Here is a 17829-nt window from a genome sequence, read left to right as displayed (position 1 = left end):
GTTAGTATGTAGCATGAGAGTTACCTCTTATATGTTTTGATTTAAAGATTCGACACCTTTTATCAAAACGGGTAACTCTCACTTTTTCAAGTTGAAGTGTCAGATCTTGTCTGAACTAATACAATGTAGCTTAAGAGCATTGACAATGCTTTTAAAAGCTTACCATAGGGTATAATTCATTTATATAAAGTAAAAAACATGAACGCTCGTAACGAACGTTCATAAAATGTAATAACCAAGGAGACGAGTATTGACTTCATACATCATAATTTCTCACAGTCTGCCTCACGCTCACAGCCGAACTTCGCTAAAGTGCCATTTATAGTATTTGAATTTAGGTCTAGATTGATGATCGTAAATGCCAGCATAGCGGTTGTTCAAGTATTTATATTTAGATGACTTATTTGTATCCCCCTAATCTCTGCCATATTAGAAAGTTACTGGTTAAGATTAGGTTTTTGTATCGCTGATAAAGATGCATATCATGTTCATCACTCTTCTTTATCCAGCAACTCCATTAATCCAACCAGTGCAGCGAAAAATACAGCCCCTACAGGCCAAATTATCCAAGTTACGCCCCAATCCATAGTCCATAAGCTCCAACCAAGAAAGATAGCGATTAGCAAAGGCCAGTAGAATGCAGCGAGTTTTTCAGCACGTTTTACACGTCTACTCTTTACGGTACCTAGAGGCCCATCTTTTAGAATATTGTTATAAGCCTCGTATTTAGCCGCAACAGGAGACACAATGTATATCCCAGCGGCTATGATGAGCATAAGCACAATTAGCATCATTAGAGTTATACTTGGGCCTCTGAAAAGCATACTAGCAAACATAAGAGGTGCAAAACTGATAATGAACATAAATATACCCAACGATAATCTTCGATTATAGGTAGGTCTGAACTTTGTTAATTTTTCATTGAAAACACCGTGTACACCATAGGCTAATTCAAATGCTTCATTATCTATTACCGCTATATCGCTTTTATATTGGTTGGCTCTGAGAAAAAAATTTATTCCCATAGAGACCATAACTACAATACACACAACTCCTATCGCTGCTGCGATATTGCCTGTCAGGTTCAATCGATTGGTTTCAGCCATTGCCAAGAAGAAAAACAAAGGTACTACTGAGCATAAACAAAGTATAACTCCTTTAGTGATTAAGGCTGACACTTCCATCTTATTTTCAATATATTTTGCTGCTTGTTCTAAACTAAATTGAATGATATCAGGCTTTTTATTTTCATCATGAGAATCAAAAGCTTCATTCTCATCTCTTAGTAGAAAGTCAGTAGACACGTCAAAAAGCTCCGCCAACATAATTATCCTATTTAAATCAGGTATGCTATTAGTGCTTTCCCACTTAGACACTGACTGCCTAGAAACATTCATCTTTTCAGCCAATTCTTCCTGCGACCAACCAACTTGTTTTCTTAATCTAACAATCTTTTCTGCTAAAATCATAAAGTTCATTCCTTCATTTGTTGTTGAGCGGTAAGCATAGAAAGTCAGGTAGTTGCAGACTAGCAAGTCAAGTTGTTAATTTGTCAACCAGCGGTTGCAATTAGGTTAAACAGCTAAATTTAAACATTTTATTTGGTGCTAGCAAGTTAGTTTTTCATTTTGAGAGTCGAACCAAATTAGACATCCTAAATATAACTAAGCTGTCAATCTATGGCAAAATTTCCCCATCAGGCAGGTCTTCCAGCCCAAAAGTTTTAAAGGTGCCCGTTTGATCCAATTTTGTCACTCGCTTAGGGAATAGTTTAGTGTTTAATTGCTAAAATCACCTATAGCATAACTAGGGCATCCATAGTTAAACCTCCTCAAAAAAAGCGACCGGCGAAACTAGACAGCCACTTTAATTATACATACCAAACTGTGTCATAAAATTTATCTTTTAGGTTAAAAATTTACCTTTCCTACTGGATTACTTTCATTTCACCTATTAAATAAGTCATTAACTCTATTAAACCTAAATCACACGCATAAAAATGGCTGCATGGTGCAGTTGTGATTTATTACTGAATAGTTTTACTGAGTAGCTTAAGTTTTATGCAAGTAGCTTTTCGCAGTTACTGATATTCGCCCGTCGCTTTCTGTTTAAATTTTCACAGTAACTTGCTTGTGAACTTGGCCTGCCTACTGCACCATGAAATACACGCGTAAATTGTGTGGTGAGTTTTAACCAGTTTTCGGGGGATATATTCACTCTTTCGAGTAAGGGTAGGTGCGAACTTTCAATATAACCTCGTTTGTCTTCTCGTATACAATGTCCAGTTAACTCAACAAGTTCAAGGTACGATTTAAGCTTAAACGGCAGCCCTTTTGGCATAATTTGACGTGGCATACCTGCAAAGCGCAGTAGTTGTTTTGGTTGCTTGCCATCCTTTACATACGTTAAACGCTGTTTGATGCTGGTATGGTCTGACTCCTCTGGGGTGTTAGCCATTTTGGCTCTAATTGGGTTTAAATCGACATACGCCATACAAGCAGCAAGTGCCGCTTCATCCAGAAGTGCTTGGGACGTAAAACGTCCCTCCCAAAACCTACCTGTGCAATTATCTTCTTTGTTCGCTCTGCGGGCAATATCTTCATTTAGTAATCGCATAAACCAACTAATACTGGATAGGCGCTCGCGGTAGTCGTTTACTGTTTGATTGAAAAAGATAAGTTCGGCTTTACTTAGCTTTTCACCTTGTACATATTTTTGCGTAAGTACAGTGCCTTTACAGAGCTTATGCCAGCGAATGATAATCGCTTTATCGTTTAATCGATTCGCTTTTTTATCATCAACATACAGTACTAAGTGGGTGTGATTACTCATAACAGCGTAAGCACATACATCAATACAAAATACCTTCGCTAATTCAAGCAGCTTATCTTCAACCCAGCCTCTGCGGTGCTCGTAAGATTTGCCTGTAAAACAGTCTTCGCCACATAAAAATGCACGACGAACACAGCGTGAAATACAATGGTAATATTTTGTATCAACCAAACTTATTTGACGCTTTCTTGCGATAGCCATGAGACACTCTGCTTGTTTTTTACACTAAATAAAGCCTAGTACTTCTTTTCATAAAGTGCAAAATTTAGAGTGGGTGTCTATTCTATTGTTTTTGACTTAAACTGTTGACCTACCAGTGAATATGATAGGCCAACGATACAAATTAAGAGCGAAGCGCAATTAATGTTTGATAAAACGGAATTGCAAGATCTGCGTATAGCCCTGCAAGTTGCTCACCTGTTGGGTTTTTCCAATCACGTTGTAACTCAGCTGTAATACCAACTGTAGAGTTCATAGTTACACCAGCGGCTGACATACGAGCAATTGATGTTGCTTGTGCTGCATCGTTCCACGTGCCTGACGCATCAATTAGCGCATGAACATTATAACCACGAGCAACGGCACTCAATGCTGCAAACGTTAAACAAACATCAGTCGATATGCCCGCAATAATAAGATTTTTACGACCTGTTGCTTCTACTGCATCAGCAAACTCAGGATAATCAAACGCATCGATTTCACCAGTACGTTGAATTATTTTTACATCAGGCAACTCATTTGTAATTTGTGGAATTAATGGTCCATTCGGTCCATCTTCTGCAGATGTTGTTAATATTACTGGTAAATTAAACATCTTAGCTGTTCTGGCTAGAGTCGCAGCATTACGACGCACCATATCTTGGTCTAAATCTTTAACTCCAAGTAATAAGCCGGTTTGATGATCAACTAATAATATGGCGCTATTTTCTGGAGTGAAACGAGTATTAGGATAATGTTGGGTTGTCATATTTATGTTCCTCTATCTAATTTATTAACGTGTTGGGTTACTACGATTTAGATAATACGTGTTCTTGTTATTGACAAAAACATCGTACTGAAGAAATAATAGTTCTCCAAATTAGAACAAGAGAAGACGCAAGGCTATGGACAAATATGAAGAGATGAAGACTTTTGTACAAATTGTAGATTCTGGTGGCATTAGCCATGCTGCAAGTAAGCTTGATATTGCAAAATCTGCAGTTAGCCGGCGTCTAAACGATCTTGAGTCTCGACTTCATATTCAGCTTTTTAATCGTTCAACTAGGAAGTTTAGCCTAACCGACACAGGGAAATCATATTACGAACAATGCCTGCGACTGCTAAATGATTTAGATGAAGTGGAGTCTTTGGTCACTAATGAAAATAGAAAACTAACGGGTACACTTCGCATTGCAGCCCCTTTATCTTTTGGGGTTGCCCATCTTGGTAATGTTGTTAAAACATTTATTAATAATCACCCCGATATAAAAATAGAGCTCAATCTAGATGACAGACGCATAAACATTATTGAAGAGCACTATGACATTGCGTTAAGAATAGGTGTATTAGAAGACTCACAACTAATTGCAAGAAAGTTATTTAAGCTTAATCTTATTCCGGTTGCCAGCCCAAATTTTTTAAATATGCACAGCGTGCCTAAAACAGCAAGCGATTTAGAATCATTACCAATGGTTGGCTACATGCTGAGTAACGACTATCTTCACTACACCGATCCCACGGGTCATGCAGGTAAAATAAAACCTCAAATAGTTCACTCATGTAGTAACGGAGATTTTATTGCAGAGTTAATTTCAAACGACATTGGATATTGTATTTTACCGAGCTTTATTGCGTATAAATACATCGAAGATAAACGTTTGGTGCCTTTATTACCAAAGTACATATGGGGCAATGAAAACGCTTATGCTGTTTACCCTTCAAATCGTCACCTTTCTCGTCGAGTAAGAGCATTCATTGAATATTTAATATCTAGTTTTGAAAACACACCTTATTGGGATGACTGTATAAAATAAATAAGCGCTTTGATATTAAATTACAGACTCTTACGCAGTTTATTAATAAACCATCTTGTAGCTTTCCCTTTATTGTTTGTCCGCCAACCAAGGAACAAAGGTGTTACCGGTGCATCTTTATTAATTGGTAAAGGGATTAAATTTCCTACCTCCAGTTGATTTATAATTCGATGTGTTGGTAAAAAACCAACGCCCAAACCTTTTACCTGCGCTGTTATTTTTTGCTCTAATGTGGCAACACGCATCACTGTTTGTTTTTCGAATATCCTGTGCGTCATCGGAGGCAACTTTTTTGAAGAGTCCCTGATCACAATTGAATGATATGGTTTTATATCCTCCTCAGATAGAGGAAGCTTATATTTTAGCAAAGGGTGGCTTTTACCGACTACAAACTGCCAATCTGCGCGCTTAATTTCTTCAAATTTAATCCCTTGAGTATTCACATCTGGAAAAGGTGCACCGATAACCAAATCAGCTCTATTTTCAATAATCGCGTCCCAGCTACCCCCTAATACTTCTTCTATAATGTTTACTTCAACATCTGTGTTAAGTTTATAAAACTCTGCAACAACCTCGTATAGTTCATTTATATCGTAAATAGTATCAATGGCAATGGTAATGCGGGACTCCCAGCCCCTGTCTACTTGTTTAGCTACTTCAACAATGTTCTGAGCTGCTTTTAATAACTCTCTACCTTGCTCAAGTAATACCTTACCCGCAGGCGTTAAAATAGCTCTTCTTCCCTCGCGTCGGTAAACAATAATACCTAAATCTTCTTCTAACTTTTGCACCGTATAGGTAATTGTTGATGGCACACGATATAAAGTAGCCGCAGCGGCTGCAAAGCTGCCTTTTCTATCTATTGCGTCTAGTACTTCACACGCATCTAAGGATAATTTCATTAGCTCACCATCAAATTTAATTGTTCAGTATATTCGAACCTATTTATCAATGTAACTCAATTTAACTACAAATTATATTGTCTATAATAGATTCATAGTTTAAAAATTCAGAACATTTCGATTCTTTTATTTCAATTAATAATAGATCAGGAGCTTAAAATGCAAGTATTACACAAAGATTCATTACATAGAGGCGGATTTGCAGGGTTAAAAGAAACACGCCTTGTCGTTGATAATAAAATTGGCGGACGAAATGATACATGGAATGGACTTGGTAACTTTATATATTTAGCTGATGCACGCTTTTCACCTAAAGGCGAAACAGGTATGCATCCTCATCAAGAATTAGATGTTATTTCGGTTATGCTTGAGGGACGCATAGAACATAAAGGCTCTATGGAAAATGGGAAATCGATGCATGCTAATCAAGTGCAAGCACAGCTAGCAGGCGGCGAAGGCTTTGTTCATAACGAGATTAACCCAGACGATGTAGAAAACAGAATGCTGCAATTATGGGTTTTACCTGAAAAATCAGGTGAGCCTGCAAGTTATAGCTTTTTTGACTTAAAAAGAGACGAAATGGTGCGAGTGTACGGTGGTGCCAAATCTCAACAAGACACACTAGATAGTCAGACTATAATCGAAATTGGTCTAATCAGTAAAAACCAAAATATCACTCACGAAGGCGAATTTATTGCTTATGTTACCGGTGGTGAAGCTATTGTAAATGGTGTTGAAGTAAAAGACGGTGATTTAATTCGTGACGATAAATTAGATTTTACAGCGCTTAGCGATGAGGTTCATTTATCATTAATTTACTTAAATAAAGCAAGCTAAAAGCTTTATCACGACTAATATTAATAGCAATAAACAAAACCGAAGCTACGTTTAATTTAGCGCAGCGTTCAAAATAACTTAGCATACCAACAAGGTGGCCCTTAAATTAAGTAAGCAACCTTGATATATAGGAATTTAAATAATGAAAAAAATACTAACCGTATCGGGAAGTAATAGTAAAAACTCTATCAATAGAACATTATTAGAGTTGGCATCAAGCAAAATTGAAGGTCATGAAGTGACCACGCTAGATATTAGAGATTACCCAATGCCTTTTTTTAGTTTAGACAGAGAAGAAAGTGAAGGCCATCCAGATGCCGCTAAGCAAATACGTACTTTATTTGCGCAACACGATGCTTTTATTATTTCATCTCCGGAGCATAACGGTGCAATACCTGCAGAGTTTAAAAATTTATTTGATTGGGTATCTCGTTTAGGTGACTTACAAAACCCAATGTTTGCAACAAATAAGCCTGTGTTTTTATTAAGTACATCACCAGGTCCTCGAGGGGGCGCGACCAATATACAAACATTAAGTCAAATAATGCCATTTTGGGGAGCTGATATTAGAGGTTCATTTAGCTTAGGTAGTTTCTACGACTACTTTGTAGATGGAAAATTAAATGTGGAAAAAGAGCAAGAACTCACAAGCGCTATAACCGACTTTACTGCCTCACTTTAATCGGCTAAGTGTTAGCCAGCAAAATCATCAAGAGCAAATATTGACGCCAGCTATCATAAGTTTTCACGGTCTACTCATTGTTAGCAGTTGAACGTCGTAAAAGTGGTAAAAAACATTCAAGGCGTGCATCTGAAACTCTGTTAGGTGGCGCCTTCGGCTTAACCAACCTACCTTTTGACGTAGGTCGGATAAGTGGCAAAGCCACGCCATCCGACAAAATAATGAATTCACCAGAGACAACCCGACTTACTACGTTACTCTAAATGACCTTTTAAGCTCAAAGCTGAACTTCGGAAAAGTGCCATAAGCCGACTATCAGCCGTAACTCTTTTCTGCCCCAAAACGTGTTTAGACGAATGCGTCAAAAGAACGAACAACGGACATCTACTCTCTTGCAAATCTTGGTAGTACTTTTCTAATCTAATCCAAGCCTTTTTAGTCGTATTTCGTTTAGCTTGGACTCCCGCGCGATTTTCTTCAAAGCCGATTTGGCATTTGCTTCAGCATGTTCACCAGATGACTGTTTTAATAATTTCCTCCAGGGTTCTCCGCTTTCTTTTTTAAAGAAATCATAGAACTCTGATTCCTTGATTTGAGATATTCTCGCCTTATCTTCTTCACTAGTATCATAACTTGTACATACTCTAATCAGGAATTCTCTGGTGGGTTCCAAGTTAGGGGAATCATTTAGTGCTGCTGTAACACTTTCGATTAGTTCATTATCAATTTCATCACCAAAGTCATCATACTTATCGAGATAATTTAAACGTCCTAGATCTAGGTTTTTTGAGACAAAAACCGCTATCAGGTCGGAAGCTTTACTTTGTTGCCCTAGCTCTCGCAGCAGTCGAACAGAACTACTTAAATTAGCAGCACTTATTGAGCTAATTGCATTTGTTGTAATTAGCATGAAACGCTCAATAAAGTTCGCCTCCTCACAAAAAGAGTTGTAAAACTCTTTCCAGATTTCACGAAAGGCATTCTCTTGATTAGATTCAATTAACTTTTTATTGGTTTGTTTGGCTATGGCTTTAAAAGATTCAACATGGATAAATCCAGACTCAACTATTTGAAAGAGTGCTTTATCTAAGTCGTCTACATAGGTGAATTGATATGCAACCAATAAACCTCTCCACTTTTTATGGTCGTCGGTTTCTTCCGTAGACAATCTAATAAATGAATTGGCTGTAAGAAAATCGATGGGCGGTATGCGTTTATTTGAACTGGAGCAGTAATAGCTCGTAGTGAACAAGGTGATAGAGAGACAAATTTGTCTAGATATTTCTGGCCCTAAGTCATCACAATGTTGTAAGCACTTTGAAATTAGAGAATATGCTTTAGAAATCACTCGCATATTTGTTAAGCTAAGGGTTTCTGCACACTCACGAACTGTTTCGATCCACTCAAATTCATTAGGGATAATTAGGTCGATACATTCTGACGGAGTAGGATTAAAAGTTATTTCCTTATCTATCACTTTTTCCTTAAATTCTTTGTAGTCTGTGCTATCAGAAATACTTGCTTCATTTAGTAAGAGAACAATCTTGCATTTCTTTTGCTCTTTCAATTGAGACACTATGCCAAGAATATCTTTAGAGCTGAGTGCATTACCTTTCCTTTCAAGATCGTCTATACAGATTAAACTGTTGCACACGTACATATAAGACATTGCATCGAGTACTGAAGAAGCATTTTTTAAAAATGGCAAGTTTTTAATTTGCTTTATGCTTTTTTGTCCGAGGGACTTACTCATACTAACAGTATTATCCTTTAACGATTTCAAGCTCGGATCTGATCCTATCAAAGAGCTATCAATGAGGTTTTCGAATAGGGTTGCCTTCAATACTTCTAAAGAGTTGACTCCAAATAAACTGACGTATGAATACTTACCAAAAGCTAACGTTTTATCATTTCTACAGTTGACTAGCTCTTGATTCCAAGCAAAAGTTTTACCAACTCCCCAAGCACCACTAATGGCAAGGACTTCTGGCTCACTGGAATTTAAAAATTCTAAGATATGTTGTTGGATGACTTGTAGTGACATTATTCAATATCCTTATTGATACGACTTATTTATATCTCTGTTTCTAAGTAAAAATTAAATTAACACATAGCTCTTTGTATATATACATGTATTACTTTAGGGAAAGCGTCCAACGTTATTCTCTTGATACAAATCAATGTGGTAATAGTCATTGATTTGATAAATAGCTTTTAAAAGGTAGCTTATGGCACAGAACCGTCCTTTGACTCTAACTCATAATTGTCCAAAAACGAGTTTACTCGACCGTCTGCTTCTCGCTCTAAGCCGACTAATGGATACATGCTATTTGCAAATACTCAATACTTTAAAAACCTTTGCTATATACCAAGCTGAAGGGTAACTCCAACAGCACACTATTTTTGCGATTATAAGAGCTTGTTATTCTGTTTTTAAAACCATACGTTTCGACTGGGCAAATATTACTAGCGCAAATACTATTTCGGTTATCCCGCCAATAAAGGCGCCAATTACAAAATTGGCATTTAATACAATACACAACATGCCAGAAAACATAAGCGAAGCACCTAAAATCCAGTACACTTTCATGCCATATAATGTGTTGAAAACTAAATAGCGAACACCAATTATCATCAGCATTATTGAATAAAACCATTCAGCTTGAAGTTTTGCTACGTAAAACGCTAAAAACAAACCAACAAATAAAATAATAGTGCTTTCTAAGGCCAATTTACCTAATGGGTTTTTAGGGTCATGATTGCCAGAGCGTTTAAGAGCTTTTGAAAGTAGCATGGCTAAAGGATGTATAAACATACCACCAAAAAACAAAGTAAGCATACTCGATTGATTTGAATGCAGTAATGCAACAAAACCAGCTATACACCAAACCAAGCCAGACACTTATACACCGGTTCCACCACCGAAGTATGCGAGGTTCATATTTTGTTGCGCATCTTCAAACTTCATAAAAATCCTTAATTTTAGAAATATCCCTAATTTAATATTATCGCATCGTTATTAGTTACAAATCGTTACTCGAATACACACTTAAAATAGGGAATTTATAATCAGCAAACGATACAGTTACCGATTGTGTTTCGTTGCCTTTAAAACCGAGTTTAAATTCCATTGGCATAAATCGGCTGCCGTCAGCAAAAAGTGCAAGTAAGTGCTCCTCGCCTAATTCTCGATTGCCCGACGATAAGTTAGTTAGCGTTATAACAGCCCAGCGTTCGCCCTCTTCATTGCTCATTAATACATAATTAACGATTTTAAAATCCCCTTTTTTAGGGGTTATGTTGCTATCGTTTGCAAACGATAAGTGCATGCTATTTGGTACTGCACGGTCAACATTTAGCGCTTTGATAGAGTCGGCTTGGCTTGCCCACGAAAGCACCAATAAAATGATCACTAAGGCTTTCTTCATTGTGAGTTCCTTTTTATTACCTAGTAAATTACCTAATAAATTACATAACAATAACTGTTTAAATTATATTCGCATTCCATACCTATTATGTAAACAAACAATCATCGTTATTTACCCAGCGCTTTGGCTGCGCCACTACAGACTAAGCGCTCATTCAGTGTGCTTGCGCTACTTTGAGGTAATAACGAGTGATAAGAGTAAATAATTCAAAGCTAACTTAAAGTAAAAAGCGCGATTAAACAGGAGTATAAACGTATGGCAAGCACACATAAAAACTCAACAACGGATTTATCTGATCCCAGTAACAGCATTCAAGTAAGAGGGGCGCGCGTTCACAACTTAAAAAATGTAGACGTTGATTTACCTCGTAACGCATTGGTTGTTTTTACAGGAATATCGGGCTCTGGAAAGTCGTCGCTTGCGTTTGGAACGCTGTTTGCTGAGTCGCAGCACCGTTACCTTGATTCAGTATCGCCGTACGCCCGAAGGTTGATAGATCAAGTTGATGAGCCCGATGTTGATTCTATTGAAGGGCTACCGCCTGCCGTTGCTTTGCAGCAGCAACGTGGCGCACCGTCGGTTCGTTCATCCGTTGGCAGCATAACAACTATTTCTAACGCGCTACGCATGCTTTACTCACGCGCAGGCGAATACCCCAAAGGGCAAGGCATACTTTACGCCGATGCGTTTTCGCCGAATACGCCACAAGGTGCGTGCCCAGAATGCTCAGGAATAGGCCGAGTGTTTGAAGTAACCGAAAAGCTACTTGTGCCAGACAATACAAAAACTATTCGCCAGCGCGCCATTGAAGCGTGGCCACCAGCATGGCAAGGTAAAAACCTAAGCCGTATTCTTACTTCCCTTGGATATAACATAGACACGCCTTGGAACAAGCTTTCTAAAAAAGCACGTGATTGGATTTTATTTACCGACGAAACACCTACGGTTCCGGTATACCCAGATTACACCTATGAGCAAACACAAAATGCGATAAAAAATAGCGAAGATCCAAGCTACATGGGAACTTTTTCAAGCGCTAAACGCTTTGTTTTACAGTCTTTTGCTACTACCCAAAGCCCGCGTACTAAAAAGCGCGTATCACAGTTTATGCAAATATCGCAGTGTCCTACTTGCCAAGGTAAAAAATTAAAACAAGCATCGTTAAGTGTTAAATTTGCAGGGCTCGATATTGGCGAGCTATCTCAACTTACGTTAAACGAGCTTGCTAAAAGATTAAGTAATGCCGCCAACACCAAAGTAAATAAAAATACAAAAAATCCAGAGCAAGCCATTGTTACGCAGCGCATTGCCAGCGATATTCTCACTCGTATTGAAGCACTAACCATGCTTGGTTTAGGGTACCTGTCGCTTGAGCGCACAACGCCAACGCTCTCACCCGGAGAGCTACAACGGTTGCGACTTGCCACACAAATTCGCTCTAAATTATTTGGAGTGGTTTACGTGTTAGATGAACCTTCAGCGGGTTTACACCCTGCAGACACACAAGCACTTTTAAAAGCACTTGATGAGCTAATAGCGGCTGGCAATTCTGTATTTGTTGTTGAGCACGATGTTAGTGTTGTTAAACATGCCGATTGGATTGTTGATGTAGGTCCTGATGCAGGTGTGCATGGTGGCAACATTATTTACAGCGGCCCTGTTGAAGGGTTAAGAAAAATAAAAAATTCGCACACCGGTCGCCACCTTTTTGCTAAAAACGCCAGTCAAGAGTCTACTCAAAACAGCGCTCAAAAAAAGGAGCAAAGGCAGCCAAAAGCGTGGTTAAAATTAGCTGATATTGAGCGTAACAACCTTAAAAAACTCAATGCAGAATTTCCATTGGGTGTTATGACAACAGTTACTGGGGTTTCGGGCTCTGGTAAATCAAGCCTAGTAAGCCAAGCACTAGTAGAGCTTGTTTACGAAGCACTTGGGCAAAAAATAATAACGGAAGCGCCAACCGACGAAGCAGACTTACTCGAACAGGAGCTGCAAACACACACCAGCGGAAAAATCATTGAAGGTATAAGCAATATAAGCCGCCTTATTACTGTAAATCAAAAAGCGATTGGCCGTACCCCTCGTTCAAACTTAGCTACCTACACGGGTTTGTTTGATCACGTGCGTAAACTATTTGCTTCAACCCAAAAAGCAAAAGAGCGCCGTTACGATGCTGGTCGCTTTTCGTTTAATGTTGCTAAAGGTCGTTGTAAAAACTGTGAAGGCGTTGGCTTTGTGAGTATAGAGCTATTGTTTTTACCTAGCGTTTACTCACCTTGCCAAGTATGTCATGGCAAGCGCTATAACGAACAAACGCTAGAGGTTACATATCGCGATAAAAACATAAGCGATATTCTCAATTTAACGGTTGAATCGGCGCATACCTTTTTTGAAGATGAACCTGCAATACTGCGAGCACTCGATGCACTTATGCAAGTTGGTCTTGGGTATTTACGTTTAGGGCAACCTGCCACTGAGCTTTCGGGCGGTGAAGCGCAGCGTATTAAATTAGCAACCGAGCTGCAACGTGCGCAGCGCGGTAACACACTTTATATTCTTGATGAGCCAACGACAGGCCTGCATCCATCGGATGTATCAATGTTAATGTCGCAGTTAAATAAATTAGTAGATGCTGGCAATACCGTCATTATGGTTGAACACGATATGCAAGTAGCCCGCAATAGTGACTGGGTTATAGATGTAGGACCCGGTGCTGGCGAAGAAGGCGGCTTAATTGTAGCGCAAGGTAAACCTACAGAGGTAGCTCAATCTAAAATAAGCCGAACAGCACCTTTTTTGAATGACGCAATTTAAAGAGCAGGTAAACACTAAATAACAAAAAAGAGCCAATGGCTCTTTTTTGTTATTAGCTTTTTAAAAAGCGTTCTATTTTAGGTTTTACCGTAACCGACATTATCAGCATTATAGTTAAACCTATTGGTAATGCAGCTAATAATCCTTCAGCCCATCCAGTTACAAATACACGCATATCTGCATAGCCAATATTATTAGTAGCGGTAACAAACGCCATAACCGACTCCATGATCAGCGCCATAAAAACACTAATCACTAAATTACGTTTTAGCTCGCTACTAGGGCGTGTTTATCTTTGTGGATTGAAATTTGTTCAATCTAGGGGCGATTAAATCACGGCGCGAGGTTTGTAACCTAGTGGGCTAAGTAAAAACCGAGCAACAAAGAGTTAATCGTCCCTAGAAAGAACCCAAAGGGCAGCGCATGTTTGGTATTTATGCTGCTTTATCGCCTATTTATGGGGAGTAACCAGACTACATAGGCTCTGCCTTGCCTAAAAACCAAACACACTGCTGCAAATTCAACCACCAAAGGTCAATACGCCCTAAGTAATAATTTATTAACTAGCTTATGCATTAAGGTCATCATTACAAAACCAATAGGCGCCATAACTAATACCGCACTTATAAACGAGGTAAACCAGTCTGCATAAAAATGTTCTGTAACCCCCACATTCACATAGGTCATAATGCCAGTTAAAGTACCGCCGATTAAAGTAATAATACTTACCATAACCAGTATTTTATAAATTACAGGTGTTTTTTTAGGCTCAACCATTTCTGGATTTACTGATTGGGGTGTACTCATTTTTGGGCATGCCTTAATCGTTAAATAGATGATAAAGTCAACCATAACAAATTAATTGATAATATCAACTACTTTTTGAACTAACCAAAAATAAGCCAAATTCCAACTAACCCCATTAAGCTACCAGCAATACGGTTCATCCATTTTATATTATCACCACGGCTTAAAAATAAACGTAAGCTTTTACCGCCTGTTGCGTAAGCTAACATACTTAAAAACTCGGTGGTCATTATAACGCCAAGCAATACTAAAAGCTGAGGGGCTACAGCATGCTCAACACTTATAAAGGGTGGGAGTAGTGAAATCATAAACGCCCACCCTTTAGGGTTAGCAATTGCGGTTACAAAACCTTGCGTAAATAACGACTTCCTACTTACGTCACTTGGTTTTGAGGTATCGACCGACATTTTTCCTTTGGCTCGCCACATGTTAACGCCAATATAAATTAAGTACGCACCGCCTACCCACTTTAAAATAGCGAACGCATCGGGGTAATTTAGCATTACGCTTGCAACGCCTAATACCGCCGCTATGGCAACACTTGCGACACCTAACAGCTCGCCTATCATCATCCATAATGTGCGGCGCACGCCAATGCTCATACCGAGTGTCATGGCAAGGGTCATACACATACCAGGCGTTATCGACACAAAAAAGAACGTAGGAATAAAAACCGCAAGTGCTGCTACATCAATCATTAATTTACTCTCATATTAAAAGCAAAAACGCGGCTATAAGTAGCCGCGCTGTTACTTACTCATTTTTATTACTATTGCCCAGCACTTACCACTGGTTCGGTAATTACTTTTACTGGCTCTGCTGTATCATTTAACAAATACTTATCTAACCACTGTTCTTGTTCCCACAACACATGTAATAAGCTTTTACGCGCACGGTAACCATGTGCTTCATAAGGGAGCATTACTAAGCGAGCGTCTTTACCTAAGCCTTTAAGCGCTGCGTACATGCGCTCACTTTGCATTGGGAAGGTTCCGTGAGATTGAAGGTGGGTATTCTTGCACCCCACCGCATATGTAAAAAGCATCTATTGCCCAGCACTTACCACGGGTTCAGTAATAACCTCTACTGGCTCTGCTGTATCATTTAACAAATACTTATCTAACCACTGTTCTTGTTCCCACAACACATGTAATAAGCTTTTACGCGCACGGTAACCATGTGCTTCGTAAGGGAGCATTACTAAGCGAGCATCTTTACCTAAACCTTTTAGAGCTGCGTACATGCGCTCACTTTGCATTGGGAAAGTGCCCGAATTAGGGTCTTCTTGACCGTGGATCATTAGCATTGGCTCGTTAATTTTTTCAGCATGGAAAAACGGCGACATATTTGCGTACACACTTTGTGCTTGCCAAAAATTACGCTCTTCTCCTTGAAAACCAAACGGCGTTAATGTGCGGTTATACGCGCCACTGCGGGCAATACCTGTTTTAAATAAATCGCTATGAGCCAATAAGTTAGCAACCATAAATGCACCGTATGAGTGCCCTGCTATGGCAATATTGTTTTTATCGGCAATACCTTTTTTAACTAATACATCAACAGCTGCTTGCGCACTTGATACTAACTGCTTTCTAAAGTTATCGTTTGGCTCGCTGCCATCAATACCTACAATTGGCATTTTAGGGTCGTCAAACACGGCAATCCCTTTGGCAAGGTAAGGCATTGGGCCCCAATAACCAATGTAGGTAAACGCATAAGGCGATTCGCGTACTTGTGATGCTACGGCTTTATCTTTGTATTCAAGTGGATAAGCCCACATAAGTACCGGTAACGGGCCTTGTGTTTTATCGTACCCTGGTGGTAAATAAAGCGTGCCCGAAAGCTCAACACCGTCATCGCGTTTATAACGTAATTGCTCTTTAGTTACGCCTTTAAATGCAGGGTACGGATGCTCAAATGTCGTTAGTTGCGTTAACGTGTCGTTATCTAAATCACGTATAAAAAAGTTAGGTTGCTCAGTTTTAGATTCGCGAATAGTAATAAAGCGCTCACCTTCGTCATCAAGCAGTGCGCGAACACGCTCGTAGTATGGCGCTTCTGATTGCCATAAACGCTTGCTGCTATTTGTTTTAACATCGTACCTATCTAAAAACGGCACATTACCTTGCTCTGAAGCACCATTACCGCGCAGGTAAATATAACGCCCGCCTACAATTTTAATTACGTTTGCACCTAAATCGTTGCGCTCGTAAATTGCATTACCCGGGTCTTTGTACGCATCGTTGTAACTACGCTCTGAAAATAGCACGCGGTTTTTGTCGGCATCTCGTGGTTGTACAACAAAGGTGCGTACTTGGCGATCGCTAAAGCGCCAGTCTGTCAGCATTGCTACGTTTTCGTTGCCCCACTCCATTCCCGCATAACGGCGTTCTACTTTGGCAAATAATTTAGGCTCGCGTTTAAATGGTGCACGTAAGCTGTAAACATAATCATGATGCTCAACGTCGGTTTTCATGTCACCGCCATCTTGTGCTTCTGCCCAAATAACTTCAGCGCCTTGATCGGCTCGCCATTCAAAATCGCGGCGGCCAGTGCGTACGCTGTCGTAGCCTTGTGGAATATTATCGGCAAGTGGCTGTTTTGCCAGCTCTGCTAATGCATAGCCGCGCATGCCCCATATTTGCCACGTGCTTGCAAAGCGGCTGTAAGGCACTTGATACGAAAACGGCTCATTAATACCGGCAACTAAAATATTGGTAGAATCAGGTGATACCGAAAACGATTTAAATAAAGAAGGGCTACCTATTGTTTGAGTATTGCCATCAAGCGTTATGTAAGCCAATTGCCCTTGGCCGTAAAACTTAAACTGTGATTCATCAAACGGGCTGGTTAATAAATTTTGGTAAGTACGTGCTGGTGCTTTTTCGCCAGTACTTTGTTGAATAACAGGCACTACATTTTGGCTGTTATTTTCAAGCCTTGGTTTACCAAAATTAACAGCAAGATTTGCAATAATGGCGCTGCTATCTGGCAGCCATTTATATGGCGATGCAGTTAGTACCGAATTTAACGCAGCACTAGTTAACTCTTTTGCTTGTTTGGTTTCAACGCTGTAAAGCCATAAGTTGGCTTGGGTTGGTTGCTCAACAACAAAGGCTAAATATTTACTATTAGATGACCATTTAGGTGAGCGGATAATGCCATTAGGTAAGTTGTTAATGCTAATAACCGACCCGCTTTGAACATGCTTTAGCTCCACGGCACTAAATTTGGCACTCACACGAGAGCGCGAAAAATTAGCGGGGTTTAGCTTAATACCAGCAAGCTTAAGCTCTTCTTTTGCAAGTTCATCAAGGGTTACTACACGTTTGCGTTCAAAAAGCGCTAGCCACTGGCCATCGCTCGATAAGTAACTAGTGGGTGCTAACTTAGCGTCAACCAATGCTGCAAGTTCAGGTGATGGGGTTTGATAGCCCTGCTCGGCGTAACTTGTTGGCACCAATGCCACACAACAAATAAAGGCAACTAACAGCCTAAAAGCGCTCATGTTTTTA

General features: G+C 39.4%; 16 protein-coding genes and 1 pseudogene. 5 read left to right on the top strand and 12 right to left on the bottom strand.

The window, feature by feature from the left end:
- Positions 1–491: 491 nt before the first annotated feature.
- The 3 genes from H5087_RS17815 to H5087_RS17805 form a co-directional block, all read right to left on the bottom strand.
- Entirely contained in the window at positions 492–1469 is a 978-nt protein-coding gene (locus H5087_RS17815; protein ID WP_182672900.1) for a helix-turn-helix domain-containing protein, read from the bottom strand.
- Positions 1470–2058: 589 nt separating this feature from the next.
- Positions 2059–3033, bottom strand: a complete 975-nt coding sequence (locus H5087_RS17810) for a transposase (RefSeq protein ID WP_182672899.1) — start codon at positions 3031–3033, stop codon at positions 2059–2061.
- A gap of 142 nt (positions 3034–3175) precedes the next feature.
- Entirely contained in the window at positions 3176–3799 is a 624-nt protein-coding gene (locus H5087_RS17805; RefSeq protein WP_149613366.1) for an isochorismatase family protein, read from the bottom strand.
- Positions 3800–3935: 136 nt separating this feature from the next.
- Here H5087_RS17805 and H5087_RS17800 point away from each other — a divergent pair, with 136 nt between their 5' ends.
- Positions 3936–4844, top strand: coding sequence for a LysR family transcriptional regulator (locus H5087_RS17800; protein ID WP_182672898.1), 909 nt, complete (start codon positions 3936–3938; stop codon positions 4842–4844).
- A gap of 20 nt (positions 4845–4864) precedes the next feature.
- Here H5087_RS17800 and H5087_RS17795 read toward each other — a convergent pair whose 3' ends face one another.
- A complete protein-coding gene (locus tag H5087_RS17795) occupies positions 4865–5746 on the bottom strand; it encodes a LysR substrate-binding domain-containing protein (RefSeq protein WP_182672897.1) in 882 nt (293 codons plus the stop codon).
- Positions 5747–5905: 159 nt separating this feature from the next.
- Between H5087_RS17795 and H5087_RS17790 the strand changes: the two genes are divergently transcribed.
- The 3 genes from H5087_RS17790 (at position 5906) to H5087_RS17780 (ending at position 7528) form a co-directional block, all read left to right on the top strand.
- Positions 5906–6583: a pirin family protein gene (locus tag H5087_RS17790; RefSeq protein WP_182672896.1), complete on the top strand. Its 678-nt coding sequence runs from the start codon at positions 5906–5908 to the stop codon at positions 6581–6583.
- A gap of 142 nt (positions 6584–6725) precedes the next feature.
- On the top strand, positions 6726–7265 hold the full coding sequence (locus H5087_RS17785) for an NADPH-dependent FMN reductase (RefSeq protein ID WP_169060237.1): 540 nt from the start codon (positions 6726–6728) through the stop codon (positions 7263–7265).
- A gap of 77 nt (positions 7266–7342) precedes the next feature.
- The gene (locus H5087_RS17780; RefSeq protein WP_182672901.1) at positions 7343–7528 is read left to right on the top strand and encodes a hypothetical protein; all 186 of its coding nucleotides are present in this window, start codon (positions 7343–7345) and stop codon (positions 7526–7528) included.
- Positions 7529–7680: 152 nt separating this feature from the next.
- On the opposite strand, the gene H5087_RS17775 is transcribed toward H5087_RS17780, so the two are convergent.
- The 3 genes from H5087_RS17775 to H5087_RS17765 form a co-directional block, all read right to left on the bottom strand.
- Positions 7681–9309, bottom strand: a complete 1629-nt coding sequence (locus H5087_RS17775; protein ID WP_182672895.1) for a hypothetical protein — start codon at positions 9307–9309, stop codon at positions 7681–7683.
- A 378-nt stretch (positions 9310–9687) separates the two neighbouring features.
- Positions 9688–10167 (bottom strand): DUF7010 family protein, encoded by a 480-nt coding sequence (locus H5087_RS17770; RefSeq protein ID WP_259397787.1) that lies wholly within the window; start codon positions 10165–10167, stop codon positions 9688–9690.
- Between the two features lie 121 nt (positions 10168–10288).
- Positions 10289–10693 (bottom strand): hypothetical protein, encoded by a 405-nt coding sequence (locus H5087_RS17765; protein WP_182672894.1) that lies wholly within the window; start codon positions 10691–10693, stop codon positions 10289–10291.
- Positions 10694–10948: 255 nt separating this feature from the next.
- Here H5087_RS17765 and uvrA point away from each other — a divergent pair, with 255 nt between their 5' ends.
- Complete coding sequence (gene uvrA / locus H5087_RS17760; RefSeq protein WP_182672893.1) at positions 10949–13507, top strand: excinuclease ABC subunit UvrA; 2559 nt, start codon at positions 10949–10951, stop codon at positions 13505–13507.
- Between the two features lie 52 nt (positions 13508–13559).
- Here uvrA and H5087_RS17755 read toward each other — a convergent pair whose 3' ends face one another.
- The 5 genes and pseudogenes from H5087_RS17755 to H5087_RS17735 form a co-directional block, all read right to left on the bottom strand.
- Entirely contained in the window at positions 13560–13748 is a 189-nt protein-coding gene (locus H5087_RS17755) for a DUF2798 domain-containing protein (protein ID WP_231615234.1), read from the bottom strand.
- Between the two features lie 293 nt (positions 13749–14041).
- On the bottom strand, positions 14042–14314 hold the full coding sequence (locus H5087_RS17750; protein WP_259397786.1) for a DUF2798 domain-containing protein: 273 nt from the start codon (positions 14312–14314) through the stop codon (positions 14042–14044).
- Positions 14315–14394: 80 nt separating this feature from the next.
- A complete protein-coding gene (locus H5087_RS17745; RefSeq protein ID WP_024595057.1) occupies positions 14395–15012 on the bottom strand; it encodes a LysE family translocator in 618 nt (205 codons plus the stop codon).
- Positions 15013–15083: 71 nt separating this feature from the next.
- Positions 15084–15308: pseudogene (locus tag H5087_RS17740) on the bottom strand (alpha/beta hydrolase family protein); the annotation flags it as partial.
- Between the two features lie 51 nt (positions 15309–15359).
- Entirely contained in the window at positions 15360–17822 is a 2463-nt protein-coding gene (locus H5087_RS17735; protein WP_182672891.1) for a prolyl oligopeptidase family serine peptidase, read from the bottom strand.
- Between the last annotated feature and the right edge of the window lie 7 nt (positions 17823–17829).

It is taken from the genome of Pseudoalteromonas sp. SR43-7 (genome assembly GCF_014163785.1).
Lineage (GTDB): Bacteria > Pseudomonadota > Gammaproteobacteria > Enterobacterales > Alteromonadaceae > Pseudoalteromonas > Pseudoalteromonas distincta.
This window is presented reverse-complemented; position numbering and strand designations above follow the sequence as displayed.